Origin of the sequence: Pseudomonas sp. PSB18, from assembly GCF_014596565.1 — a bacterium.
GTDB lineage: Bacteria > Pseudomonadota > Gammaproteobacteria > Pseudomonadales > Pseudomonadaceae > Aquipseudomonas.
Map to the genome: position 1 here is coordinate 290,813 of NZ_NOIN01000003.1, position 26,407 is coordinate 317,219.

Here is a 26,407-nt window from a genome sequence, read left to right on the forward strand (position 1 = left end):
TGACGAACATTCTTCTATGGGTCATTGAAACTATCGGCAAAAAGAGCTGCATGTGGGAGCGAGCCTGCTCGCGATAGCGGTGTGCCAGTCTCTGAGTTGCGAGATGATCCGCCGCTATCGCGAGCAGGCTCGCTCCCACAGGAGTCAACCGCGCTCGCCCAGCAACCACTGCAGCTGAACTTCATGCTGGCCACGGTCGTCGGTCACGAACATCGTCCCCTCGCTGATCATGACATCCCACTTGATCACGCGAGGCATGTCCTGGGCCAGGGTTTCCAGCACGTCCTGAGGCACAGCGGCGATGTTGACGTTCTTCAGGCCTTTCACCGCCGGGATCACCTTGCCCTCCCAAACCCGCAGGCTGCCATAGGCCAGCAGGCTGGTGCGCTCGGTACGACGCGAGCACCAGGTCAGGCGGTCGACGTCGGGTTGACCGACTTCGATCCAGTGCAGCACGCGGTCATCCAGGCTTTTTTCCCACAGTGCTGGTTCATCGACATCTGACAGACCGCGACCAAACGACAGCAGCTCGTTGTACCAGAGCGCGTAGGCCAGCAGCCGCACGGTCATGCGCTCCTCGGTTTCCGAAGGATGACGGGCGATGGTCTGCTTCACATTCTCGTAGACGTTGCGGTCGAGGTCGGTGAGGTTCAGTTCAAACTTATAGGTCGTGGACGGCTGGGCCATGAACGGGCTTCTTGATACGTGGAAAGGCGGCAAGTCTAACCGATGAAACGGCAAATCCACGAATTGCCGACCATCAACCTGCGGCGACTGACGCTGGCCTATGATAAAACGCTCCATTCGTTCCGTTTTGTCCTACAGGATCTTTCATGTCGCTCACAGCCAAACCCCTTGCCGGGGTCAAAGTCATCGAACTCGGCACGCTGATCGCCGGGCCTTTTGCCTCGCGGATCTGTGCAGAATTCGGTGCCGAAGTGGTCAAGGTCGAATCGCCCGACGGCGGTGACCCCCTGCGCAAGTGGCGCAAGTTGTATGAAGGCACTTCCCTGTGGTGGTTCGTCCAGGCGCGCAACAAAAAATCCGTGACTCTGAATCTGAAACACCCCGACGGTCTGGCGATTTTGAAACAGCTGATTGGCGAAGCCGACATCCTGATCGAGAACTTTCGTCCCGGTGTACTGGAAAAACTCGGCCTGGGCTGGGAAGTGCTGCACGCGTTGAACCCGAAACTGGTGATGGTGCGTCTCTCCGGTTTCGGCCAGACCGGGCCGATGAAGGATCAGCCCGGATTTGGCGCAGTGGGCGAATCCATGGGCGGCCTGCGCTACATCACCGGGTTCGAAGACCGTCCGCCGGTGCGCACCGGGATTTCCATCGGTGACTCCATCGCCGCTCTCTGGGGCGTGATTGGCGCGCTGATGGCCTTGCGTCACCGCGAAGTCAACGGCGGCACCGGACAAGTAGTGGACGTGGCGTTGTACGAGGCGATATTCGCCATGATGGAAAGCATGGTGCCGGAGTTCGACGTGTTCGGTTTCATCCGCGAGCGCACCGGCAATATCATGCCCGGCATCACCCCCTCGTCGATTCACACCAGCGCCGACGGCAAGCATGTGCAGATCGGCGCCAACGGCGACGCGATCTTCAAGCGTTTCATGCAGATCATCGGCCGTGACGACCTGGCCAATGACCCGCAACTGGCCAGCAATGATGGCCGTGACAGTCGCCGCGACGAGTTGTACGGCGTCATCGATCGCTGGGTCAATTCACTGCCGCTCGATACCGTCATCGAACAATTGAACCGGGCCGAAGTGCCGGCCAGCCGGATCTTCAGTGCCGAAGACATGTTCAGCGACCCACAATTCCTGGCCCGTGAAATGTTTCTGCAAGCCAAGCTGCCGGACGGCAAGCCGTTCAAGATGCCGGGCATCGTGCCGAAACTGTCCGACACGCCGGGCAGCGCCGAATGGGTCGGGCCAACGCTCGGGGAACACAATGCCCAGGTGCTTGGCGAGCTTGGCTACGATGCGCAGCAAATCGCTCGCCTACGCGCGGAGGGGGCGATCTGAAGGCGTCGAACGCGGAGTCTCCGTTGAAACCTTCCCACGCAAGGCAGGAAAACGACAGGCAAAAAGAAACCCCGAGAAGTGGGGAGACGACTCGGGGTTAAACGTGACCATTCGAGGTCCGTGCAACAAGCGACAAGCACCGGAGCACAATGCTCGCTCTTGTTGGTAAAAGGTCTGACTCACCAGGTGGTAGGAAGGTTCCCACAACCTGCCATTCAATTCGCTGCGTTCAGGACCTTGTCGCGAGCCAGATTACGCAGTGCCGCGATCACACAGGGCTCCAGGCGCCCCTCGGCGATCAGTACATCCCGATGCAGACCATCGACCACGTCCGTCAGTTGACGCTTGTCGGTCAACTGCGCCTGATTGAACACTCGTTCAACCATGATGGCTCCAGAAGCATTCTTCAGCGTCACCAGGCATTCGCCAGCGGCGCCGGAGGGGGTCAGCGTGACCTGATACGGGCTCAAAGCCTCACCCAGCAATAGGCTGATACTTTCCATTCGATCACCCTTCAATAGTCCGAAAACAACTGCATGTGCACAGTAAGTGACCGTGGGCCGCAGCAGAAAGTTCGTCAGCGCACCGAACCGGCGCCCCCGAATCTGTTCAACCGAGCATGCGCGTTCAATATGACAGAGAAACAACAGCCTTCACGGGCAGCCGTTTTCGTCGTGTACCTGCATCAGGCCAGGACCCTTTGCGAACGCCGCCATCGCCGCCCGACATCGCTCCAGCCCCCCAACAGACCTCGCAACTGCCCATCGGCACCGTAGAACGGCACCGACCAATGATGGATATCCCGTAATCCACTGTTGAACATCACCTGGCGGTCGCTGAAGCGGGATTGTCCTGTTCGCAACTGCTCCATCATCTCCCCATGCAGCAACTCGGCCGTGGCCGCCGGAAACGCGGGAGAGTCGGTCAGGCGCGTCCCTCGCAGCCTTTCGAAGCGGGTCGCGAATTGTTCCTCATAGCTCTTGTTGCACATGAGCAGGCGCCCTTCGAGATCACGGATGAAAATCGGATCGGGAATGGCGTCCATCAAGGCCTTCTGGAGCATCAACTGGTCGTTGAGGACCGCCTCGGCCTTGTGACGCTGATCGATCTGTATCTGCAGGCGTCGACTCCACAGCAGCGACAGAAGGCCGGACACCCCGAGCACGACGACGCACCAGTAGCCCCATCGGGACACCCGTAGCCAAAGCGACGGCGCCTTGCTGGGGACGACACCCGCCATCCACTTGGAACGCAGGGCACGCATTTCCTCGGCCGGAAACGCCTCCAGTGCCTTGTTCAGGATACTCAGCAGCGGCAGTAGATCCTGACGGACAGCCAGATAGTCCGGTTCCCACTTACCATCAAGGTTCTTTCCTACCTTCAACTGTCCCGCCGGATAGAGGTGCACTCCGGTTTCGTTTTCGATGGTGGCATGAGCTTCCCCACTTTCCACCAGCGCCCTCGCCTCTGCGTAGGTCTTGACCGTGCGCAGCCCGACGGTAGGGTGCTCACGACGGATCTCCGTCTCCAATGCATGCCGTGCCGGCAGTGCCAGGACCTTCCCTTTCAGTTGTTCCAGCGAATGGAGCGCCGGCTCTCCGTCGCGACCGACGAATACCCAGCCGGAACCGCCAAATGCGTGACTGAAGTTGAGGAAATCCCGACGTTCGTCGTTCATCGCCATGGTGGTCGTCATGTCGGCCTCGCCCCGCTCCAGCATCGCCAGCAATTGGTCGGGGGAGAACGACTCCCGATGCACGAACTCGAGGCCTGTCATGCGTGCAATGCGCAGGAGAATGTCGTTGTTCAGCCCGTTCCACTGCCCACGTTCATTCTTGAACAGGTACAACGGAAACTGCATCGAGGCAACGACGACCCTGGGGTGCTCCTCGATCCACTGCAATTCCTGCGCGTCCAGCACCAGCCGCTCGCCGGACTGGAACGGCGGCGCTTCAAAGGCTGCCAATTGTGCCGCGCCGCCCCACTGCATCCAGCACATCAGGGCCAGCCCTGTCATCCAGCTCAACGCTGGTTTGCATTTGATAAAAAACAACATCTGCATTTCCTTCGAGATGACTCGCCCGTCCCTCCAAGGGGCGAAAACCCGATCAGTTTGGCATGCAGAAACAAGAAAGCCCGTCAGGAGACGGGCTTCAAAATGTGACAGGTTTCAGCGATCAGAGAGGTTTGCCACGGTTGCCATGCTGACTGACAAAGGCCTGTACGGCTTTCAGGTCATTAGGCAGCACTGTGCAGCGCTCTTCTCGCTCAAACAAATCCGAAAGATGTGCAGGTAGTTCAAGCGCTTTTCCTACACCAGCTTTCTCCACCGCTTCCGGGAACTTGACCGGGTGAGCGGTCCCCAGAATCACCATGGGGATGTCCAGGCTGCGGCGGCACTCACGGGCAGCCCTCACGCCGATGGCCGTGTGCGGGTCAAGCAGCTCCCCGCTCTGCCCGAACACCTCGGCAATGGTTTCGCAGGTTTGAGCATCGTCCACCGCCAGGGAGTCGAACAGCTTGCGGGCTTCGGTCCAACGCTCGGCCTCGACGCTGAAACCACCACCCTGGCGGAAACTGTCCATCAGGCCGGCAATCGCCGCACCGTTGCGACCATGCAGGTCGAACAACAAACGCTCGAAGTTCGACGACACCATGATGTCCATGGAAGGCGACAGCGTGGCGTGCAGGGTTTCCTTGACGTACTGGTTGCCGCTCATGAAGCGGTGCAGGATGTCGTTGCGGTTGGTGGCGACGATCAGTTGATTGATCGGCAGGCCCATGTTGCGCGCCAAGTAGCCGGCGAAGATGTCGCCGAAGTTGCCGGTAGGCACCGAGAACGACACCGAACGGGCCGGACCGCCCAGTTGCAGGGCTGCATGGAAGTAATAGACGATCTGGGCCATGATCCGCGCCCAGTTGATCGAGTTCACTGCCACCAGCCGCGTGCCCTTGAGGAAGCCCTGGTCGGCGAAACTGGCCTTGACCATTTCCTGGCAGTCATCGAAGTTGCCTTCGATGGCGATGTTGTGGATGTTATCGCCGAAGATCGTCGTCATCTGCCGACGCTGCACTTCCGAGACACGGTTGTGCGGGTGCAGGATGAAAATGTCGACGTTCTCGCAGTGCTTGCAGCCTTCGATAGCGGCTGAACCGGTGTCGCCGGAGGTTGCACCGACAATGACCACGCGCTCGCCACGCTTTTGCAGCACGTAGTCCAGCAGACGCCCGAGCAATTGCAGGGCGAAGTCCTTGAATGCCAGGGTCGGACCGTGGAACAGCTCCATCACCCATTCGTTACCGTTGAGCTGACGCAGCGGGGCAATGGCGTTGTGGGAAAAGACGCCATAGGTCTCTTCCAGGATCTTTTTGAAGTCGGCGTCCGGGATGCTGCCGGTGACGAACGGACGCATGACCCGGAAGGCCAGCTCGTGATACGGCAGGCCGGCCCAGGAGGCAATTTCTTCCTGGGTGAAGCGCGGCAGGTTTTCCGGCACATAGAGGCCGCCGTCCGTGGCCAGGCCGGCCAGCAGGACATCTTCGAAATTCAGGGCCGGTGCCTGGCCGCGGGTGCTGATATAGCGCATAAGGGCAAACCTTCGGTTTGAGCTTCGAGCTTCAAGCTACAAGCTACACGTAAAAGCCGATCCGCTTTCAACTCGTAGCTTGTGGCTTGCCGCTTGCAGCTGAATTAATTCAGATGTTCGACGCGGATACGGACCACAGGGCCTACCACGTCCTGGAGCGCTTCCAGCGCTGCAATCGCGTCGTTGATACGCTGCTCGACCACGCGGTGGGTCAGCAGGATCATCGGCACCAGGCCGTCGTGTTCCTCGACTTCCTTCTGCATGATCGACTCGATGTTGATGCCGCGCTCCGACAGGATGCTTGCCACCTGGGCCAGTACGCCCGGATGGTCCTTGGCCTGGATGCGCAAGTAGTAGGCACTTTCGCAAGCTTCGATCGGAAGAATCGGATGAGCCGACAGCGAGTCCGGCTGGAACGCCAAGTGCGGCACACGGTTTTCCGGGTCGGAGGTCATGGCACGCACCACGTCCACCAGGTCGGCCACGACCGACGAGGCGGTCGGTTCCATGCCTGCACCGGCGCCGTAGAACAGAGTCGAGCCAGAGGCGTCGCCGTTGACCATCACGGCGTTCATCACGCCGTTGACGTTGGCAATCAGGCGGTCGGCCGGGATCAGGGTCGGATGCACACGCAGCTCGATGCCGCTGGCGGTGCTGCGGGCAACCCCCAGGTGCTTGATGCGGTAGCCCAAGGCTTCGGCGTAGTTCACGTCAGCGGTGGTCAACTGGGTGATGCCTTCGGTGTAGGCCTTGTCGAATTGCAGTGGGATACCAAAGGCGATGGACGCCAGGATCGTCAGCTTGTGCGCCGCGTCGATGCCTTCCACGTCGAACGTCGGATCGGCCTCGGCGTAACCCAGGGCCTGGGCTTCGGTGAGCACGTCCTCGAAAGTCCGGCCCTTCTCGCGCATTTCGGTGAGGATGAAGTTACCGGTGCCGTTGATGATACCAGCGACCCAATTGATGCGGTTGGCCGACAGGCCTTCGCGAATGGCCTTGATCACCGGGATGCCACCGGCCACGGCGGCTTCGAACGCCACGATCACGCCTTTTTCACGGGCCTTGGCGAAAATTTCGTTACCGTGCACGGCGATCAGCGCCTTGTTGGCGGTGACCACGTGCTTGCCGTTCTCGATGGCCTTGAGCACCAGCTCGCGGGCCACGGTGTAGCCGCCCATCAACTCGATGACGATATCGACTTCAGGGTTGGCCGCCACGGCGAATACATCGTTGGTAATCGAAATACCGGTCGTCTGGAACTGAGGCTTTGGCGTACGCATGGCAATTTGTGCCACTTCGATTCCACGCCCGGCACGGCGGGCAATCTCCTCGGCGTTACGCTGAAGTACGTTGAAGGTGCCGCCACCGACGGTACCTAACCCACAGATGCCTACTTTGACCGGATTCACTCTTGACTCCCCATGAAACGGCCGACACAAGGTCGGCCGTGAAATACAGCCGCGCAGCAACGCGGCTCTGCGTTTAACGGCCCGGCGAAGGTTTTCGCCGAGCCATGCTCTTCATCAGCATATTGCCCATGATTATTTCGCGCCGAGGGCCAGTTTGGCGACTTGCGGCGCCGGCTGGTAGCCCGGAATTACCTGACCATCCGCCAAAACAATTGCCGGCGTACCGTTCACACCTATTGACTGGCCCAGGGCAAACTGCTTGGAAACCGGGTTCTCGCACTTGGCGGCCTTGATTTCCTTGCCATCGACCATCTTGTCCATGGCCGCTTTCTTGTCCTTGGAGCACCACACGGCTTGCAATTGCTCATCGCCCGGCGAGCCCAGGCCCTGGCGCGGGAACGCGACGTAGCGCACTTCGATGCCGCGCTTGTTCAGCTCCGGCACTTCGGCGTGCAGCTTGTGGCAGTACGGGCACGTGGTGTCGGTGAACACGGTGATGTGGGACTTGGTCTCGCCCACCGCCGGGTAGACCACGGTTTCGGCAACCGGAATACCGTTGATCAGCTTAGAAACGCCCTGGCGCTCGGTCAGCTCGGTGAGGTTGACCGGCTTGCCGTCCTTGAGCTCGAACAGGTTGCCCTGGACGATGTACTGACCGTCGGCGCTGGCGTAGAGCACGCGACTGCCTTTGAGTTTGACTTCATACAGGCCGGCCATCGGGCTGGCGGAAATGGCTTCGATCGGTACTTCGAGCTGAAGATTTTCCAGGCTCTTGCGAATAGCCTTGTCCGCCGCGTCGTCGGCGATGGCAAAGGTGCTGGCCAACGCAATGGCAGCGGCGGTGAACATCTGGATCAAACGCATGGGAACTCCTGAGGCGAACAAATGGGACGGAGAACGCCAACCCGCAGATCCGGTTCCGGCCGCCCACTGTGCAAACCGGCCAAGCCTACCACATAAGGCCGGCAGGGCCGAATGCCGTTGATGCAAGGCATTGGCGGTGCATTTTTTGTGGGAGCGAGCTTGTGGGAGCAAGGCTTGCCCGCGATGAACGATAACGCTGTTCATCCGATGCACTGCGGTGTGGCCATCGCGGGCAAGCCTTGCTCCCACAGCAGATCTCGGCGGACCATCGAGGCGGTACCCCCCCCCATAACGCTGTGGGGCGGTGCATCTTTCCCTCAGCCGCGCGGATGATGCCTGGCATGCAGTTCCTGCAACCGCGCCCGGGCGACGTGGGTGTAGATCTGGGTGGTGGACAGGTCGCTATGGCCCAACAGCATCTGCACTACCCGCAGGTCGGCGCCGTGGTTGAGCAGGTGCGTCGCAAAGGCATGGCGCAAGGTGTGGGGCGAGAGGGATTTGCCGATCCCGGCGACCTTGGCCTGGTGCTTGATTCGATGCCAGAACGTCTGGCGGGTCATCTGATCGCCGTTACGGCTCGGGAACAATACATCGCTGGGGCGCCCACCCAGCAGTTCATGGCGAGCGTCCCGCAGGTAGCGCTCGACCCAGACGATCGCCTCCTCGCCCATCGGTACCAGGCGTTCCTTGCTGCCCTTGCCCATCACCCGCAAGACACCCTGGCGCAGGTTGACCTGCTCAAGCGTCAGGCTGATCAACTCCGTGACGCGCAGGCCGCAGGCGTACAAGACCTCCAGCATGGCCCGGTCGCGCTGACCGATGGCTTCGCTGAGGTCCGGCGCCGCCAACAGCGCCTCCACATCGGCTTCGGACAGGGATTTGGGCAGCGGCCGCCCCAACTGGGGCATCTCCACCCGCAAGGTCGGATCCACCGCGATCAGTTTTTCCCGCAGTAAATAACGATAGAAGCCACGAACGCCGGAGAGAAATCGTGCGGTTGAGCGCGGTTTGTAGTTCTGCTCCAGGCGCCACGCCAGGTGATCGAGGATCAGCTCCCGTCCGGCATTGATCAGCTCCAGGTTTTTCTCCTGCAACCAACCGTTGAACAGCGCCAGATCGCTGCGGTAAGCGCCACGGGTATTGTCGGAAAGCCCTTTCTCCAGCCACAGGGCGTCGAGAAACTGGTCTATCAGCGGATGATCGATGGCTGGCATAAACACTCTTGGCGGATGCGCACGCACGCTGCATCCATACGATAAAGAAAGTACGCAGGGTGCTCAAAGAGCAAATCGCAGGCAACAAAAAAGCAGCCCTCAGGCTGCTTTTTTTGCATCGGAAGCTGGACTCAGGCCAGTTTTTCCTTGATGCGAGCTGCTTTACCGGACAGGTCACGCAGGTAGTACAGCTTGGCTTTACGCACGTCACCGCGACGTTTCACAGCCATGCTGTCGATTTGCGGGCTGTAGGTCTGGAAAGTACGCTCTACGCCAACACCGTTGGAGATTTTACGAACGGTGAAAGCACTGTTCACGCCACGGTTACGCTTGGCGATAACGACGCCTTCGAACGCTTGCAGACGGGAACGGTCACCTTCCTTCACTTTCACCTGAACGACAATGGTGTCGCCCGGGGCAAAGGTAGGGATTTCTTTGGTCATCTGCTCTGCTTCGAGTGCAAGGATGATTTTGTTAGTCATGCTGTGCTCCTAAGGCAAGTCTCGGACTTACCATCGATACGTTGTTAACTATCGTCCCGCTCGCGGATGTATTCCTCGAGCAGCTTCTTCTCTTCTCCAGAAAGCGAGCGGCTTTCCAGAAGATCGGCGCGTCGTTCCCAGGTCCGACCAAGGGACTGCTGTAAACGCCAACGCCGGATGTGCGCGTGGTTGCCACTTAGCAACACGTCGGGAACACGCTGATCCGCATACACCTCCGGTCGGGTGTAGTGCGGGCAATCCAGCAGACCATCCGTAAAGGAATCTTCCTCAGCGGAATCTGCATGCCCTAAAGCTCCAGGCAGCAGTCGTGTAACCGCGTCGATCAGGACCATCGCCGGCAGCTCACCGCCAGACAGTACATAGTCGCCAACCGACCACTCTTCATCGACATGAGCTTCAATGAAACGCTCGTCAATGCCTTCATAACGACCGGCAATCAGGATCAATGCATCCGAATTCGCCAGTTCGCGTACCGCCGACTGAGTCAGCTGGCGGCCTTGGGGCGACAGGTAGATCACCTTCGCACCCTCCCCGGCTGCCGCCCTGGCCTGAACCAGTGCATCTTCCAGGGGCTTGATCTTCATCACCATGCCCGGACCACCGCCAAACGGGCGATCGTCCACAGTGTGATGCCGATCCGTGGTGTAGTCCCGCGGATTCCAACAGGTCAGCTGCAACAGCTCCTGTTTCACCGCGCGGCTGGTTATGCCGTACTCGCTGATGGCGGAAAACATCTCGGGAAACAATGTGATGACTTCAACGCGCAAATTGGCCACGTTCAGAAATCCGCATCCCATTCCACCTTCATCTCGCCTGCCTCCAGGTCAACGGCCAACACGCACTGCCCGGTATAGGGCAACAGGCGTTCGCGATCATCCAGGCTGCCGACGCAAGGCTTGACCACCATGACATCGTTCGAACCGGTCTCGAGCAGGTGATCGATTTTCCCGAGCAATTGCCCGAGGTGGTCGATGACCTTCAGATCCACCAGCTGGTACCAGTAGTACTCGCCGTCGGTCAGTTCAGGGAACAGGTTGCGCGGCACGCAGATCTCATAACCGGCCAGAAGACGCGCTTCTTCACGATCATCGAGACCCTTGAGCTTTGCGACCAGGAACTTGTCGTTCCCGCGTCCGCTGACCAGCTCAACCTGTTTCACGCTGCCTTCGCGCTTGAGCGTCCAGGCTTTGTAGTCCAACAGGTTCTTGATCGGATCAGTAAAGGAATACACCTTCACTTCGCCGCGAACGCCATGTACAGAATAGATTTTGCCGACAACGATCAGATCATCAGCATCTTTTGGCGTCGCGTTCATATTGCTCAGGCCGCAGCCTTAGCCGATTCCTTCAACAACTGAGCAACGCGCTCAGAAGGTTGTGCACCAACGCTCAGCCAGTAGGCAACGCGCTCTTGGTTCACGGACAGACGAACTTCCTGACCACGGGCGATAGGGTTGAAGAAACCAACCTGCTCTTTGTGGGAACCGTCACGCGGGTTGCGGCTGTCGGTTACGGTCAGGTGGTAAAACGGGCGCTTTTTGGAGCCGCCAAGGGCAAGACGGATTGTTAGCATGTGAACATCGTTCCTGTAGTCGGTGCTGCAAATCTAAATGCACAGCGGGCATGGGTGCCCGAAAGGCCGCATATTCTAAGGAATATCCAGACTTTTGCAAATGACTTTTTCCGGCGACTGCCGGGCTGCCATTCAGATCTGCGACGATCAGCGCCCGCGAATGACGGGTTGGCTGGAGATCCCACGTCCCCGTGGGTTGCACCGGCATGATTGCCGGTGCCTGGATTCTTACATCTTGGGCATGCCGCCGCCGGGCAACATACCGCCCATGCCACGCATCATCTTGGCCATCCCACCCTTGGTGGAGAACTTCTTCATCATCTTCTGCATCTGCTTGTGCTGCTTGATCAAGCGACCGATGTCCTGCACCTGGGTGCCGGAACCCATGGCGATACGGCGTTTGCGCGAACCACTGATCAGGTCAGGGTCGCGGCGCTCGGCCGGGGTCATGGAGTTGATGATGGCCTCCATCTGCTTGAACTGCTTTTCAGCCGCGCCCTGGGCGTTGCCCATCTGCGCCAGGTTCACGCCGCCAATGTTCGGCAGCTTGTCCATGAGCCCGCCGAGGCCGCCCATGTTCTTCATCTGTTGCAGTTGGTCGCGGAAGTCTTCGAGGTCGAAGCCTTTGCCCTTCTTTAGTTTCTTCGCAAGCTTGTCGGCTTTTTCCTTGTCAAGGGTCTGCTCGGCCTGCTCGATCAGGCTGAGCACGTCGCCCATGCCCAGGATGCGCGACGCGATGCGCTCAGGGTGGAACGGTTCGAGCGCTTCGCTCTTCTCGCCCATACCGATGAACTTGATCGGCTTGCCGGTGATGGCCCGTACCGACAGCGCGGCACCGCCACGGGCATCGCCGTCGACCTTGGTCAGGATCACGCCGGTCAGCGGCAGCGCATCGCCGAAGGCCTTGGCGGTGTTGGCCGCGTCCTGGCCGGTCATGGCATCGACCACGAACAGGGTTTCCACCGGGTTGACCGCGGCATGCAGCGCCTTGATCTCGCCCATCATCTCTTCATCGATGTGCAGGCGACCGGCGGTGTCGACGATGACCACGTCGATGAACTTGAGCTTCGCTTCCTTGATGGCCGCCTGGGCGATGTCCACCGGTTTCTGGCTCAGGTCGGACGGGAAGAACGTCACGCCGATGTCGTTGGCCAGGGTTTCCAGTTGCTTGATCGCCGCCGGACGGTAGACGTCCGCGGACACCACCATCACCGACTTCTTCTTGCGTTCCTTGAGCAGGCGCGCCAGCTTGCCGGCGGTGGTGGTCTTGCCCGCGCCCTGCAGGCCGGCCATCAGCACCACGGCCGGTGGCACGGCGCTCAGGTTCAGGTCTTCGTTGGCGGCGCCCATCAGGCTTTCGAGTTCGGCCTGGACGATCTTCACGAACGCCTGGCCCGGCGTCAGGCTGCGCGACACTTCGGTGCCGACGGCGCGTTCCTTGACCGAATTGACGAAGTCCTTGACCACCGGCAGGGCGACGTCGGCTTCGAGCAACGCCATGCGCACTTCACGCAGGGTGTCTTTGATGTTGTCCTCGGTCAGCTTCGCCTTGCCGGTGACATGGCGCAGCGTCTGCGAGAGACGGTCGGTTAGGTTTTCAAACATGCGCGATCCTTTCAGGCCCGTATGAGGCCGGGATAATGGCGGCCCAGACCGTGAAAAATGTGCTCGGCGAGCCTGCGGCGTGGGCAGGTCGCGGATTATAGCGAAGAAGCGTGCCGCGTACACCTCGCGGCGGTCTTTCGTGCAGGATGGGTTCTATGCCAAACTCAGCGCCTTTCGGGCTTGCCTAACAGGATTTATGCTCCCCTTGTCACCCAGCTTGCTTGCCTCCCTCGCCGCCGCTTGTCTTTATGCCGCTGCGACCCTCTATCAAGGCACCCGCCTGGCCAGCGGCGCCAAGGCGAACAAACGCCTGCTGGTCACGCTCGGCGTGCTGGCGGTGCTTGGCCACGCGGCCAGCCTTTTTACCCACCTGATGACGCCGATCGGCCTGGGCCTGGACTTCTTCAACGCCGCCAGCCTGATCGCCGTCGCGGTGATCGCCCTGACGCTGCTGGCCTGCTCGCGCATCCCGGTGGAAAACCTGCTGGTGCTGCTCTTCCCGCTGGGGCTGGCGACGGTGCTCCTGGCACAGTTCGCGCCGTCGGGCACGGTGCAGGTCATCGACGAAGAGCCGGGCATCCTCGCCCATATCCTGTTGTCGGTCCTCGCCTACGGCCTCTTCACCATCGCGGTATTCCAGGCCTTGCTGCTGCTGGTGCAGGACCACCAGCTCAAGAACAAGCATCCATCCGGACTGATCCGCAACTTCCCGCCGCTGCAGACCATGGAGAGCCTGCTGTTCGGTTTCCTCTGGGCCGGCTGGGCCCTGCTGTCGATGTCGCTAATCTCCGGCTGGCTGTTCGTCGAGAACCTGTTCGCCCAGCACCTGGTGCACAAGACCCTGCTGGCCTGCCTGGCCTGGGTGGTGTTCAGCGTGCTGCTGTGGGGCCGCAACCGTCTCGGCTGGCGCGGCCATAAAGCCATTCGCTGGACCCTGGCCGGTTTCTGCCTGCTGATGCTGGCGTACTTCGGCAGCAAACTGGTCCGTGAATACATCCTGCATATCTGACGGACGGCGCTGATGGATAGGTTGCCCGCGGGGCCGCTCTTCGCTGTACTGGTCGTGCTGATCCTCTGGGCGGCCCTGTTTACCGCCATCGAAGCCGCCCGGCACCACCTGCTGGCCCAGCGCAAGGCTTCGCGCGCCGGCGACAAGCCGCTGGCGAAGCTGGACTTCCCCCTGACCAGCCTGATTCTGTGCAACACCCTGTGTCGTGCCCTGGCGCTGGTGATCGGCACCTTGCTGGCGATCTTCACCTGGCTGGAAAACGGTCCCTGGATCGCCTGGCTCGCCATCAGCGCGGCGCTGCTGGTGTTCGCCGACTACCTGCCACGCACCCTGGCCACCCGCTACCCGGACGCGATCCTGGCGCTGGGCAACACGCTGCTTGGCGTGCCGTTGAAGCTGCTTTATCCCCTGGCCTGGCTGTTGAACAACCTGAGTGAGTTGCTGCTGCGACCCTTTGCCCGCAAAACCAGTGCGGTCCAGCAAAGCGACGACGAAATGCCCGCACCGGCGCGGGCCGAGCATGAACATGAGCAGAACACCGGGCGTCCGCATCCGGTTTCCGGCATCCACGCCCTCGACAACATCACCGTCAACGACATCCTGGTCCCCCGCAGCGAAGTCGACGGCATCAACCTCGACGACCCCATCGGGGAGATCATCGAACAGTTGCTCCTGAATCGCCGGACCCGGCTGCCGGTGTTCCACAGCGACATCAACCAGGTCGAAGCGGTGCTCAATACCCGCCAGATCCGCCATCTGCTGGCGGACGCGAGCCTGACCCAGGAGGCGTTGCTGGCCGCCTGCCACGAACCTTACTTCGTGCCCGAAAGCACGCCGCTGCAACTGCAGCTGCTGAATTTCCACAAGCAGCAGCGGCGCCTGGGCATGGTGGTGGACGAATACGGCGAAGTGCTGGGTATCGTCACCCTGGAAGATATTCTCGAAGAAATCGTCGGCGAGTTCGAAAGCGAGCACAGCCTCGACAACCCGCACGTTCATCCGCAGCCGGACGGGCGCCTGATGATCGATGGTGCGGCGTCGATTCGCGAACTGAACAAGACCCTGGGCTGGCACCTGCCCTGCGACGGCCCCAAGACCCTCAACGGGCTGGTGACCGAAGCGCTGGAAACCATTCCCGAAAGCCCGGTCTGCCTGAAAATCGGTCGTTATCGTCTGGAAATCATCGAAACCGTGGACAACCGCGTCAACCAGGTGCTGGTGTGGCATAACAGTTCGGTGCCGGCGGCCTCCTAGCGTACGCAACCCCCTGTGGGAGCAAGGCTTGCCCGCGAAGGCCTCGCCGCGGTGCAACAGTTGGCACCGCGTTATCGTTTATCGCGGGCAAGCCTTGCTCCCACAGTTTGATCCCATAGTGCCCTTGCACAGCACAGAGCAGCAAAATAGTCGCGTTCAACCATAATAATTCGCTCCAACGGAGCACATGACTGTCAGGGATAACTGCATGACCACCACGACCTGCAACGACGCCGTGCCTGCCCAGCCGACGAACTCCACCACCCGCGTGGCGACCGCGAGCTTCATCGGCACCGCCATCGAGTTCTATGACTTCTACGTCTACGCCACGGCTGCGGCCCTGGTGATCGGACCGGTGTTCTTCCCACAGACGTCAGGTACGGCACAGATGCTGTCGTCCTTCCTGACGTTCGGCATCGCCTTCCTCGCCCGACCGCTGGGTTCGGCGCTGTTCGGCCACTTTGGGGACCGGATCGGCCGCAAGTCCACGCTGGTGGCGTCGCTGCTGCTGATGGGCGTGTGCACCACCCTCATCGGCGTGCTGCCGGGCTATGCCAGCATTGGCGCCTGGGCACCGTTCCTGTTGTGCCTGCTGCGCTTCGGCCAGGGGTTGGGGCTGGGCGGTGAATGGGGCGGCGCCGCACTGCTCGCCACCGAGAACGCCCCCAAGGGCAAGCGCGCCTGGTTCGGCATGTTTCCCCAACTGGGCCCTTCCATTGGCTTCCTGGCGGCCAACGGACTGTTCCTGAGCCTGGCGATGAGCCTGGACGACGAGCAGTTCCGTTCCTGGGGCTGGCGGATTCCGTTCCTGCTCAGCGCCGTGCTGGTGATCGTCGGTCTCTATGTGCGGCTCAAGCTCCATGAAACCCCGGTCTTCGCCAACGCCGTGGCCCGTCAGGAACGGGTGAAAGTGCCGCTGGTCGAGCTGTTCAGCCAGTATTGGGCGCCGACATTGCTGGGCGCGGCGGCGATGGTGGTGTGTTATGCGCTGTTCTACATCTCCACGGTGTTCTCCCTGAGCTACGGCGTCGCCACCCTTGGCTACAGCCGCGAGACCTTCCTTGCCCTGCTGTGTTTTGCCGTACTGTTCATGGCTGCCGCCACGCCGTTGTCCGCCTGGGCCAGCGACCGCTTCGGGCGCAAGCCGGTGCTGGTCACCGGGGGCGTGTTGGCGATTGCCTCGGGCTTTCTCATGGAACCACTGCTGACCCAGGGTTCGACCGGCGGCGTGGCGCTGTTCCTGTGCATCGAGCTGTTCCTGATGGGCGTGACCTTCGCCCCCATGGGCGCCTTGCTGCCGGAGCTGTTTCCGACCCACGTGCGTTACACCGGCGCATCGGCGGCCTATAACCTGGGCGGCATCGTCGGCGCCTCGGCCGCCCCGTTCTTTGCCCAGAAGCTGGTGGCCATGGGCGGCTTGAGCTATGTCGGCGGCTACGTATCGGCTGCCGCCGTACTCAGCGTGATCGCGGTGCTGTGCTTGAAGGAAACCCGCCATAACGATTTGAATCGGGTTGCCTGAAGCCTACGAGCATACGATCCACTGTGGCGGGGAAGCTTGCTCCCTCGCCACAGCACCTGTCACAACGCTGAACAACGCACCATGAAATAGCCGCTAACAATCCCACCATTGAAACCACCCCCCACCTGCCCCATCTAAGCACCATACTCCATTGCGCAGGTGCCCCATGAGCGACCAGCACTCTACAGAAGCCACGAACGAATACGCTGACCCCGAACACATCGAACACACCGTCTCCGGCACCGGCCTGGCCCTGCCCGGCCAGAACCTGCCGGACAAGGTCTATATCATCCCCATCCACAATCGCCCATTCTTCCCGGCCCAGGTGCTGCCGGTCATCGTCAATGAAGAACCCTGGGCCGAAACCCTGGAACTGGTGGCCAAGTCCGAACATCACTCCCTGGCGCTGTTCTTCATGGATACGCCCCAGGAAGACCCACGCCATTTCGATACGTCGGCGCTGCCGCTGTACGGCACGCTGGTCAAGGTGCACCACGCCAGTCGCGAGGCGGGCAAGTTGCAGTTCGTCGCCCAGGGCCTGACCCGCGTGCGCATCCGCACCTGGCTCAAGCACCATCGTCCGCCGTACCTGGTGGAAGTCGAATACCCGCACCAGCCGAGCGAGCCGACTGACGAGGTCAAGGCCTATGGCATGGCGCTGATCAATGCGATCAAGGAACTGCTGCCGCTCAACCCGCTGTACAGCGAAGAATTGAAGAACTACCTCAACCGCTTCAGCCCCAACGATCCGTCGCCGCTGACGGATTTCGCTGCCGCACTCACCTCCGCCACCGGCAATGAACTGCAGGAAGTGCTCGATTGCGTGCCCATGCTCAAGCGCATGGAGAAAGTGCTGCCGATGCTGCGCAAGGAAGTGGAAGTCGCGCGGCTGCAAAAAGAGATCTCGGCGGAGGTCAACAGCAAGATCGGCGAACATCAGCGCCAGTTCTTCCTCAAGGAACAGCTCAAGGTCATCCAGCAGGAACTGGGGCTGACCAAGGACGATCGCAGCGCCGACCTCGAACAGTTCGAGCAGCGACTGGAGGGCAAGGTGCTACCGGCCCAGGCCCAGAAGCGTATCGAAGAGGAAATGAACAAGCTCTCGATCCTGGAAACCGGCTCGCCGGAATACGCCGTCACCCGCAATTACCTCGATTGGGCGACCTCGGTGCCGTGGGGCGTATACGGCCAGGACAAGCTCGACCTCAAGCACGCGCGCAAGGTGCTCGACCAGCACCACGCCGGCCTGGACGACATCAAGGACCGTATCCTCGAATTCCTCGCTGTGGGTGCCTACAAAGGCGAGATCAGCGGCTCTATCGTGCTGCTGGTGGGCCCGCCGGGCGTGGGCAAGACCAGCGTGGGCAAGTCCATTGCCGAATCCCTTGGTCGGCCGTTCTACCGTTTCAGCGTGGGTGGCATGCGCGACGAAGCCGAGATCAAGGGGCATCGGCGCACCTACATCGGCGCCCAGCCGGGCAAACTGGTGCAGGCGCTCAAAGACGTCGAAGTGATGAACCCGGTGATCATGCTCGACGAGATCGACAAGATGGGCCAGAGCTACCAGGGCGACCCGGCCTCGGCCTTGCTGGAAACCCTCGACCCGGAGCAGAACGTCGAGTTTCTCGATCACTACCTGGACATGCGCCTGGACCTGTCCAAAGTGCTCTTCGTGTGCACCGCCAATACCCTGGACTCGATCCCGGGCCCGCTGCTGGACCGGATGGAGGTGATTCGCCTGTCGGGCTACATCACCGAAGAAAAGGTCGCCATCGCCAAGCGCCACCTCTGGCCCAAGCAACTGGCCAAGGCAGGGGTGTCCAAGGGCAGCCTGAGCATCAGCGACAGCGCCTTGAAGGCGCTGATCGACGGCTACGCCCGCGAAGCCGGGGTACGGCAACTGGAGAAGCAACTGGGCAAACTGGTGCGCAAGGCGGTGATGAAGCTGATAGACGATCCGAAGGCGGTGATCAAGCTCGGGCCGAAAGACCTTGAGGCATCCCTGGGCAAACCGGTATTCCGCAACGAACAGGTGCTGTCCGGCATCGGCGTGATCACCGGCCTGGCCTGGACCAGCATGGGCGGCGCCACCCTGCCGATCGAAGCGACACGCATCCACACCCACAATCGCGGCTTCAAGCTCACCGGGCAACTGGGCGACGTGATGAAGGAGTCGGCGGAAATCGCCCACAGCTATGTCAGTTCGCACCTGCAGCAATTCGGCGGCGATCCGAAGTTCTTCGACGAAGCCTTCGTCCACCTGCACGTGCCGGAAGGCGCTACGCCCAAGGACGGCCCGAGCGCCGGGGTGACCATGGCCAGCGCCCTGCTGTCCCTGGCCCGCAACCAGCCACCGAAGAAAGGTGTCGCCATGACCGGCGAGCTGACCCTCACCGGCCATGTACTGCCGATTGGCGGGGTGCGTGAAAAGGTCATCGCGGCGCGCCGGCAGAAAATCCTCGAGTTGATCCTGCCCGAGGCCAACCGGGGCAACTTCGAAGAACTGCCGGACTATCTGAAGGAAGGCGTCACGGTGCACTTTGCCAAGCGCTTTGCGGATGTGGCGAAGGTGTTGTTCTGAGATTCATGTAGCGCCTGTCATGGCCCCATCGCGGGCAAGCCTTGCTCCCACAGGGGATGGGTGTTGTTCACAGAAACTGTGATCCACACCCTGTTCTGTGGGAGCAAGGCTTGCCCGCGATAATGTCATCAGCAACAACCTGGGCCCACCTGACACACCCAGTAGCATCTTCGGTTATGCTCCCCGTTCGTCGCAAATGCCGGAGCCCCCATGTCCCTCACCCGCCTGCTCGTCCCCGTCAGCCTTGCCCTGCTGAGCGCTTGCGCCACGCAACCGAAAAACAACGTGACCGTGGAGAAACTCAGCGAGTGCCCGGTGCGGCTCAACAACGGGCAGAACATGATCCTCAGCTTGCCCAGCAACCCCACCACCGGGTATCGCTGGGCGATCCAGGATTCGGCGGGCGGCGTGTTGAAAGCGCTGGGCCCCGAGGTCTACCGCAATCCGGAAGACGCCGGCATCGTCGGCGCCGCCGGCGTGTCGACCTGGCGCTTCCAGGCATTCGCCGCCGGTACCGGCCGGTTGCGCCTGACTTATCAACAGCCCTGGGCCCCCGAAGTACCGCCCGTGGAAACCTTCGACTGTGCCATTGCGGTGAATTGATAATCGGTCGGCCGCCCTCACGCTGATGGAGGCGGCTGGCTGTACGTTGCGACGCCGCATCTTCAAAAAGCGTGTTTCAACCCGATGGTCGTCATGACGCTGGAGCTTTCGATGCCCGCGGAATCGGTATAGCTATCGCGGTAGTTATCGGAACGATTCTTAACGGTGAGGCTGCCTTTTTTATTCCGTGTGCGACTCCACGTGCTCTCCACGAAAATATTCGTGTTGGCGGTCATGTCATAGCCCAACTTTCCTCCCAGCGAATAATACTGTTGATGCTTTGTTTTGCCGACAAACGTCTTATCGGCCAGGTAGTGCTCATCAATGTCAGTGGCAGAAGCCCAGCGACTGTACTTGAACACCCCCTCCATATCGAAACGCTTGTATCGATAGCTACCGACCAATCCAACATACGGGGTTTTAAAGTGCTGTTTGTAGCCCGTTACCGTTACGTCCGCCGGAAACTCGCCAGTGTATGCACCGTTGTTGTAGCTAAAGGATCCGCCCTTGGCGATGAAGCTGAAGCGGCGCTCCTGGTATCCAGCCATCAGGCCCAGGCGATAAGCAGGTTCATTCAATAACCAGCCCTTGAGATTGATATCGAATTCGTTGGCATATCTCAGGGTTGTGTTGGGGTGGACGGCGCGGTCTGTCCATTGGCTCTGGGAGGCATCGACCCAGTCATCGTCATTCATGTATCCGCTCTTGTCGGTGATCGTCGTCCAGCCTGATGCCCCCAGTGAAACCCAGGGGCGCACGTTCCAATCGAGTGAACCTTTGATGACCGCAGCATTTTTGTACTTCCAGTCGAGCTGGCTGACCTTCCGCCCACCTTCCTCGGGTTCGTAGACCCGCTCTTGGGTCTGACCACTCAGAACACCTGCATTGATGCCAAGCGTAATTTTCTCATTTACGTACAAGTGCCTCGTGCCATCAGCAGCGACTGGAAGCGCAACCGTCGCGGCTGTTGCAAATATAACAAAATGAATTCGCCCGGCTGCTTTCTTCCCTTGTACAAACATTTATAACTTCCCTGATGAATAAACTTAGTTCAGCCGCCTCTTGCAATTGCAGGCACATCGGCAGTCGCTTTTGAAGTTGCGCTTTTTATATCAACGCAACTTTATTCAGCAAGAAACGAACCGAAAACACCGCTAAACAAAATGTGCCGGGAAGTTGCATTACTGTTCACCTCCAGCGGACCTGCCGCAGCCCCCGTCGAGCCGATGAGCATGAGGGCGGGGCCCGGGCATAGATCAAAGATCACGCTTTGGCGCATTAATTTGGCTAAAATGCCCGCCTTTTCACCCTGCCGCTGGAACCGCCGTGAGCAACGACCCTGATCGCCTATTCGCCCAACCCCTGGCCCAAGTGCCTGACTTCGCCTTCAACGAGGACGTGGTGCGGGTGTTCCCGGACATGATCAAGCGCTCGGTGCCGGGTTACCCGACCATTGTCGAAAACCTCGGCGTGCTTGCCGCGCAATTTGCCCAGCCGGGCAGTGTGCTCTATGACCTGGGTTCCTCCCTGGGCGCGGTGACCCAGGCGCTGCGCCGCCATGTGCGCACCGACGGTTGCCGGGTGATCGCTGTGGATAACTCGGCGGCCATGGTCGAGCGCTGCCGCGAATACCTCAACGGCCAGGACTCGATGTTCCAGGAGCTGCTGCCGGTGGAGGTGATCGAGGGCGATATCCTGGCCCTGGAATTCCAGCCGGCCTCGGTGGTGGCGCTGAACTTCACCCTGCAGTTCATCGCACCGGATCAGCGTACGGCCTTGTTGAGCCGCATCCGCCAGTCGCTGCTGCCCGGCGGTGCCCTGATCCTGTCGGAAAAACTGCGCTTCAACGATGAGCAGGAGCACGCGCTGCTCACCGACCTGCACGTCGCGTTCAAGCGCGCCAACGGCTACAGCGAGCTGGAGATTGCCCAGAAACGCAGCGCCATCGAAAACGTCATGAAGCCCGACAGCCTCGAAGAACACCGCGAACGCCTGTTAGCGGCCGGGTTCTCGAAAGTCGTGCCGTGGTTCCAATGTCTTAACTTCGCCTCGTTGATAGCCTTGCCATGATTGATCTGTCCCCCCTCGCCCGCCGCCTGGCCGGCACGCCCCTGGCCGATTGGGCCGCGACGCTGCAGACGCAACTCGACACCAAAATGGAAAAGGGCCATGGCGACCTGGAACGCTGGCAGAGCGCCCTCGACGCCTTGCCGGTGTTGCAGCCGAGCGAAATCGACCTGTTAAACGGGCTGACCCTCGACACCGATTGCAGCGACGAAACCCGCGCGCAGATGCGCACCGCGCTGATGGGCCTGTCGCCATGGCGCAAGGGGCCGTTCGACCTGTTTGGCGTGCATGTGGACACCGAATGGCGCTCGGACTGGAAGTGGTCGCGTGTGGCGCCGCACCTGGATCTCAAGGGCAAGCGCATCCTCGATGTGGGCTGCGGCAACGGTTACTACATGTGGCGGATGCTCGGCGCCGGGGCTGACACGGTGATCGGCGTCGACCCCAACTGGCTGTTCTTCTGCCAGTTCCAGGCGGTACAGCGCTACCTTTCCCAGCCCAATGCCTGGCACCTGCCGTTCCCGTTCGAAGATTTACCGCCGGACCTGGAAGGCTTCGACACGGTGTTCTCCATGGGCGTGTTCTATCACCGCCGCTCCCCCATCGAACACCTGCTAGCCCTCAAGGACTGCCTGGTCAAGGGCGGTGAGCTGGTGCTGGAAACGTTGGTGATCGAGGGCGACGAGCATCAGGTGCTGGTGCCCGAGGACCGCTATGCGCAGATGCGCAACGTCTGGTTCCTGCCTTCGGTGCCGGCCCTGGAACGCTGGCTGCGCCGTGCCGGTTTCAGCGATGTGCGTTGCGTGGACGTGAGCCTGACCACCGTGGAAGAACAACGCAGCACGGAGTGGATGAAGTATCAGTCGCTGAGCGATTTTCTCGATCCCGACGACCACAGCAAGACCATCGAAGGCTTGCCGGCGCCGATGCGGGCGGTGATCGTGGCGCGTAAATAAATAGATCAAACACCCCCATCCCTGTGGGAGCGGGCCTGCTCGCGATAGCGGTGAATCAATCAAAAGAGTGTTTACTGACACTCCGCTATCGCGAGCAGGCTCGCTCCCACAAAGGCGGGTCGGTGTTCAATCCTGGAGCTTGGCCCTGCGCGCCTTGAAGAACTCGCTCAACACAGTGCTGCACTCCTCTGCCAATACCCCGCCCTCGAACATCACCCGATGGTTCAGGAATGCCTGGCTGAAAAACTGCCCCTGGCTCTGCACGATGCCGGCCTTTGGCTCCAGGGCGCCGTAGACAACCCGGGCGATGCGGGAGTGGACGATCAGGCCGGCGCACATGCTGCACGGTTCGAGCGTCACATAGAGGGTGCTGCCGGGCAGGCGATAATTGCTCACGGCCTGGGCGGCGGCGCGGATGGCGACCATTTCCGCGTGCGCGCTAGGGTCGTGGCCGCTGATCGGACAATTGAAGCCGCGTCCGATGATCTCACCGTCCTGCACCAGCACCGCGCCCACCGGCACCTCGCCCAGGGCCGCCCCTCGCGCGGCCAGCGCCAGGGCTTCGCGCATGAAGTCCTGGTCGCGGCTGCGGTCAATGATCCGGGCGGGACGAATCTGGCGCATCACGCCACCTCGATGGCGGCCATCAGGCCGGTTTCCATGTGGTCGATCACATGGCAGTGGAACATCCACACGCCCGGGTTATCCGCCACCAGCGCCACCTGTGCCCGCTCGTTCTTGCCCAGCAGGTAGGTGTCGGTGAAATACGGTATGACCTTGTGCCGGTTGGACGCGATCACCTTGAAGCTCATCCCGTGCAAGTGGACCGGATGCTGGTATTGGGTCATGTTCTTCAATTCGAAAATGTAGCTCTTGCCCTTTTTCAGTATGGCAATCGGCCGGTCGGCGCATGTCTTGTCGGTGATGTCCCAGGCCTTGCCGTTGATCTGCCACAGACTCGGCGGCTTGCCGTTGTCGACATTGACCGACACCGAACCGACCCACTCGAAATTGAAGTTGAGTTTCTCGGCATTGGCCAGGTCCGGCTCGGACACCGGATTGGCCGGCAACGCGGGTGGCCATTGGGTCGGCGCGTCGTCGTTGGGCACCGAGCGCAGGGTGCCCAGGCGTACCGGCCCGTTGCGCAACGACAACTCTTCCCCGGCCGGCGGGGCCTTGATGGCCAGGCAGATGCGCATGCCCGGGCCCAACCAGTATTCCTTGCCCAGCGGGCGTGGTTCGATGGGATTGCCGTCCAGGGCATAGATCTGCGCTTCGACACCGGGAATGTTGATCCGGTAAGTCAGGGTGTTGTCGAGGTTGAGCAGGCGCACCCGGGTGATCTGCCCGGCCGGCAGGTCGATCACCGCCTCCGGCACGCCGTTGATGGTCGCCAGTCGCCCGGCCGTCCCACCACGAGCCGCCTCGCGAGGGATGCTGAACTCTACGAACTCACCCTGCTCATCCACGTGCCAGCTCTTCAGGCTCAGGGTCTTTTCGTATTTGAAACCGGTGGGCTCGCGCTCTTCAATGATCAGCGGCCCCACCAATCCACGCCCCAGCTCTTCGCTGCTGTTGACGTGGGGGTGGTACCAATAGCTGCCGGCGTCCGGCACGCGGAATTTGTAATCGAAGTATTCACCCGGCAGCACCGGCAGTTGCGAGACATACGGCACACCGTCCATCTCCAGCGGCAGGCGGATCCCGTGCCAGTGAATGGTGGTGGCGACCGGCAGGTGATTGATGAAACGCACCCGCAACCATTCGCCCTGGCGCACCCGCAACTCGGTACCCGGCGCCGACGGCCCAAAGGCCCAGGCCTGGGTCTTGTGCCCGGCCACCAGCTCGACGTCCAAAGGCGCCGCAATCAATTCATAGTCATGGCCAGCCTCGGCATCCGCCCGCTTGCCCAACCAATACCGCGATGCGCCTCCCGCGCCAACGCCCACGACAACAAGACCGGCCAGGCCACCGAGTATTTGGCGACGGGTAAACGACATGAATGCAACCACCTATTGAATCCGCGGCGAACCGGTGGGCCCGCAAAAGGCGAATACGATACACCTGCAATTGAGAAAGATTAAGTGAAGGATTGTCGTGTAGTCCCTGCTGGATGCGATGAGGGCGTCCCTCATTTCAGGTTGTCAGCCAACCAAAGCGTCCAAGTCCTTGAAAACCAGTCCTGGTAACCGTCGGCCTTCTTTCGCAACGTTGACCTGCAAGGCTACTTGGGCCACGTCCAACACGTTCCTGGTAAGCGAATAACCGCCCTTGCTCTGCAGCCAGGTCAGAACGTCCGCCAAGTGCCAGATAGACGCACTGCCCTCGTGTACGGGCGTCGGGAAGCTGCTCGGGTGGGCCAACATCAACTTGCGCATGTTCTGCCGAGACACGCCAACGATCTCGGCTACGTCGGTCAGCCCAACCAGATCAGGGGCAACCTCAATCAGCCTGGCCGATGGCACCGCACGGCGCACGTCGCTCAAAGCGCTGAGCACGGCCTTAATCGCATCAGGAGCATTGCGCGTGAACTCGAGAGCCAACCGTCCCGGCTGTCCTATGCCTACCAGGGCATCGTCGCAGCCCGCTGCACCCAGCCGCTCCACCAGTTCATCCGAGGTACGGTCATCGTCAGCAAGCTGATATTTCAGGGTAAAGGTATATTCCATTGTCTTACTCCTCAGCATCGTCATCAGCCTCGCAACGATTGCGATGGGTAGTGCAATTGTCCACGACGCGTCGTAATGCTCGCGCATGATTGCCAGGGTTTCTCGGCGTGCTCCATATCGATGTGATACAGAACTCACCGCAACGACACTCCTCGTCGTTATACGGACAATAAGCCCGCCCCAGGCGTGACTGCCGCCGACCTCTACGCGCCACCCCAACGCTTCGGCATGCCTCAGCGCTTCTTCGACTCCTTTTCTCGGATGCGAGGGACGAATCATCAGTGCTCTCCAGTATTCGCATGACTTTCCTGGTTGTCAAATGACAACCCAATCCTTCACTTGGATGATAGGCATTCTCGGCGCACCGATGAGGGCCGAATCGTAGCGAAAGGTGACGGTACCGGACGGCTTCGCTGTCGGTGCAGAAGAGCGCTGAGGAAAACAGTACGGCCACTAAAAAGCCCTGGAGAGGTTATCCACAGGGCTTTTCAGGTACACCGCAACACAAGGATCAACCCGCCAGTAAACGCGCCTTTTCGCCACGGGGTGTAAGGAAGGCCAGCGCCGCTGCGACCACGAACAGCGCGGGCACATCGCCGAGCAAGTGGCCGTAATGGCTCATGCCATCCATTCCGACACCAAAGGACTGCACGGCCATGATTGCGCCATGCACGACGCTCGACCAGACCGTGAACCAGATCACGCTCAGGTGCTTCAGCGGATCCCGTGAAGCCCTCAGCAGGAACACGCCGAGGGTCGCGTAGAGGCCGACGATCATCAGCGGATAGTCGGAATGACCGCTGTGCCATGTCCAACCGGACGGCCACAGGATCATCAGCGGCCAGATGGCAAACACGGAGATCAGGCCCACCACGATCAAAACCATGCGCAGGGCGGTGAGTCTTTGGGTGTCGTTCATGACGGGCTCCTTATTGCGGCGGGACGGTCGCCGAAACTGG

25 protein-coding genes and 1 pseudogene are annotated in these 26,407 nt (G+C 60.7%); 8 read left to right on the top strand and 18 right to left on the bottom strand.

Annotation, left to right across the window (positions count from 1 at the left end):
• Positions 1–144: 144 nt before the first annotated feature.
• Positions 145–687: a YaeQ family protein gene (locus tag CGA22_RS09075; RefSeq protein ID WP_024778953.1), complete on the bottom strand. Its 543-nt coding sequence runs from the start codon at positions 685–687 to the stop codon at positions 145–147.
• 146 nt (positions 688–833) lie between these two features.
• On the opposite strand from CGA22_RS09075, the gene CGA22_RS09080 reads away from it, so the two are divergent.
• Positions 834–2,033: a CaiB/BaiF CoA transferase family protein gene (locus CGA22_RS09080; RefSeq protein ID WP_041024822.1), complete on the top strand. Its 1,200-nt coding sequence runs from the start codon at positions 834–836 to the stop codon at positions 2,031–2,033.
• A gap of 215 nt (positions 2,034–2,248) precedes the next feature.
• Here CGA22_RS09080 and CGA22_RS09085 read toward each other — a convergent pair whose 3' ends face one another.
• From CGA22_RS09085 to ffh, 11 genes are all read right to left on the bottom strand, one after another.
• Complete coding sequence (locus tag CGA22_RS09085) at positions 2,249–2,536, bottom strand: DUF3509 domain-containing protein (protein WP_041024823.1); 288 nt, start codon at positions 2,534–2,536, stop codon at positions 2,249–2,251.
• Between the two features lie 182 nt (positions 2,537–2,718).
• Positions 2,719–4,089, bottom strand: a complete 1,371-nt coding sequence (locus CGA22_RS09090; protein WP_041024824.1) for a transporter substrate-binding domain-containing protein — start codon at positions 4,087–4,089, stop codon at positions 2,719–2,721.
• Positions 4,090–4,210: 121 nt separating this feature from the next.
• The gene (thrC, locus tag CGA22_RS09095) at positions 4,211–5,620 is read right to left on the bottom strand and encodes a threonine synthase (protein WP_041024825.1); all 1,410 of its coding nucleotides are present in this window, start codon (positions 5,618–5,620) and stop codon (positions 4,211–4,213) included.
• Positions 5,621–5,724: 104 nt separating this feature from the next.
• On the bottom strand, positions 5,725–7,029 hold the full coding sequence (locus tag CGA22_RS09100) for a homoserine dehydrogenase (RefSeq protein ID WP_041024826.1): 1,305 nt from the start codon (positions 7,027–7,029) through the stop codon (positions 5,725–5,727).
• A 132-nt stretch (positions 7,030–7,161) separates the two neighbouring features.
• A complete protein-coding gene (locus CGA22_RS09105; protein WP_024778947.1) occupies positions 7,162–7,893 on the bottom strand; it encodes a DsbC family protein in 732 nt (243 codons plus the stop codon).
• Between the two features lie 317 nt (positions 7,894–8,210).
• A complete protein-coding gene (gene xerD / locus CGA22_RS09110) occupies positions 8,211–9,107 on the bottom strand; it encodes a site-specific tyrosine recombinase XerD (RefSeq protein WP_041024827.1) in 897 nt (298 codons plus the stop codon).
• Positions 9,108–9,238: 131 nt separating this feature from the next.
• Positions 9,239–9,589, bottom strand: coding sequence for a 50S ribosomal protein L19 (gene rplS, locus CGA22_RS09115; protein ID WP_003175895.1), 351 nt, complete (start codon positions 9,587–9,589; stop codon positions 9,239–9,241).
• A 44-nt stretch (positions 9,590–9,633) separates the two neighbouring features.
• Positions 9,634–10,407, bottom strand: a complete 774-nt coding sequence (gene trmD, locus CGA22_RS09120) for a tRNA (guanosine(37)-N1)-methyltransferase TrmD (protein ID WP_173668653.1) — start codon at positions 10,405–10,407, stop codon at positions 9,634–9,636.
• Positions 10,389–10,925, bottom strand: coding sequence for a ribosome maturation factor RimM (gene rimM, locus CGA22_RS09125; RefSeq protein WP_041024828.1), 537 nt, complete (start codon positions 10,923–10,925; stop codon positions 10,389–10,391). Before rimM ends, trmD begins: the two co-directional genes overlap by 19 nt.
• A 5-nt stretch (positions 10,926–10,930) precedes the next feature.
• Entirely contained in the window at positions 10,931–11,182 is a 252-nt protein-coding gene (rpsP, locus tag CGA22_RS09130; protein WP_007927680.1) for a 30S ribosomal protein S16, read from the bottom strand.
• Between the two features lie 228 nt (positions 11,183–11,410).
• The gene (ffh, locus tag CGA22_RS09135; protein WP_024778942.1) at positions 11,411–12,787 is read right to left on the bottom strand and encodes a signal recognition particle protein; all 1,377 of its coding nucleotides are present in this window, start codon (positions 12,785–12,787) and stop codon (positions 11,411–11,413) included.
• Between the two features lie 196 nt (positions 12,788–12,983).
• Between ffh and CGA22_RS09140 the strand changes: the two genes are divergently transcribed.
• The 5 genes from CGA22_RS09140 (at position 12,984) to CGA22_RS09160 (ending at position 19,756) form a co-directional block, all read left to right on the top strand.
• Positions 12,984–13,796, top strand: coding sequence for an inner membrane protein YpjD (locus CGA22_RS09140; protein WP_041024829.1), 813 nt, complete (start codon positions 12,984–12,986; stop codon positions 13,794–13,796).
• Positions 13,797–13,808: 12 nt separating this feature from the next.
• Positions 13,809–15,050: a CNNM domain-containing protein gene (locus CGA22_RS09145; RefSeq protein ID WP_041024830.1), complete on the top strand. Its 1,242-nt coding sequence runs from the start codon at positions 13,809–13,811 to the stop codon at positions 15,048–15,050.
• A gap of 208 nt (positions 15,051–15,258) precedes the next feature.
• Positions 15,259–16,572 carry an MFS transporter gene (locus CGA22_RS09150; protein ID WP_188258547.1) on the top strand — a complete coding sequence of 438 codons (1,314 nt, stop codon included), beginning with the start codon at positions 15,259–15,261 and terminating at the stop codon, positions 16,570–16,572.
• A 166-nt stretch (positions 16,573–16,738) separates the two neighbouring features.
• Positions 16,739–19,153 (top strand): endopeptidase La, encoded by a 2,415-nt coding sequence (gene lon, locus CGA22_RS09155; RefSeq protein ID WP_041020626.1) that lies wholly within the window; start codon positions 16,739–16,741, stop codon positions 19,151–19,153.
• Positions 19,154–19,363: 210 nt separating this feature from the next.
• Positions 19,364–19,756 (top strand): protease inhibitor I42 family protein, encoded by a 393-nt coding sequence (locus CGA22_RS09160; RefSeq protein WP_041020627.1) that lies wholly within the window; start codon positions 19,364–19,366, stop codon positions 19,754–19,756.
• A 62-nt stretch (positions 19,757–19,818) separates the two neighbouring features.
• Here the strand turns inward: CGA22_RS09160 and CGA22_RS09165 are convergent, their stop codons facing one another.
• Positions 19,819–20,778 carry an omptin family outer membrane protease gene (locus tag CGA22_RS09165; protein WP_041020628.1) on the bottom strand — a complete coding sequence of 320 codons (960 nt, stop codon included), beginning with the start codon at positions 20,776–20,778 and terminating at the stop codon, positions 19,819–19,821.
• Positions 20,779–21,082: 304 nt separating this feature from the next.
• Between CGA22_RS09165 and cmoA the strand changes: the two genes are divergently transcribed.
• A complete protein-coding gene (gene cmoA, locus CGA22_RS09170; protein WP_041020629.1) occupies positions 21,083–21,826 on the top strand; it encodes a carboxy-S-adenosyl-L-methionine synthase CmoA in 744 nt (247 codons plus the stop codon).
• Positions 21,823–22,779, top strand: a complete 957-nt coding sequence (gene cmoB / locus CGA22_RS09175; RefSeq protein ID WP_041020630.1) for a tRNA 5-methoxyuridine(34)/uridine 5-oxyacetic acid(34) synthase CmoB — start codon at positions 21,823–21,825, stop codon at positions 22,777–22,779. Before cmoA ends, cmoB begins: the two co-directional genes overlap by 4 nt.
• A 126-nt stretch (positions 22,780–22,905) precedes the next feature.
• On the opposite strand, the gene tadA is transcribed toward cmoB, so the two are convergent.
• From tadA to CGA22_RS09200, 5 genes and pseudogenes are all read right to left on the bottom strand, one after another.
• Positions 22,906–23,403 carry a tRNA adenosine(34) deaminase TadA gene (gene tadA, locus CGA22_RS09180; RefSeq protein ID WP_041020631.1) on the bottom strand — a complete coding sequence of 166 codons (498 nt, stop codon included), beginning with the start codon at positions 23,401–23,403 and terminating at the stop codon, positions 22,906–22,908.
• Positions 23,403–24,779 (bottom strand): multicopper oxidase family protein, encoded by a 1,377-nt coding sequence (locus CGA22_RS09185; RefSeq protein ID WP_041020632.1) that lies wholly within the window; start codon positions 24,777–24,779, stop codon positions 23,403–23,405. The genes tadA and CGA22_RS09185 overlap by 1 nt, the downstream gene beginning before the upstream one ends.
• 144 nt (positions 24,780–24,923) lie before the next feature.
• Complete coding sequence (locus CGA22_RS09190) at positions 24,924–25,448, bottom strand: helix-turn-helix transcriptional regulator (RefSeq protein ID WP_041020637.1); 525 nt, start codon at positions 25,446–25,448, stop codon at positions 24,924–24,926.
• A 4-nt stretch (positions 25,449–25,452) separates the two neighbouring features.
• Positions 25,453–25,727 (bottom strand): annotated as a pseudogene (locus CGA22_RS09195) (hypothetical protein).
• 232 nt (positions 25,728–25,959) lie between these two features.
• Entirely contained in the window at positions 25,960–26,367 is a 408-nt protein-coding gene (locus CGA22_RS09200; protein WP_188258548.1) for a DUF6632 domain-containing protein, read from the bottom strand.
• Positions 26,368–26,407 lie beyond the last annotated feature (40 nt).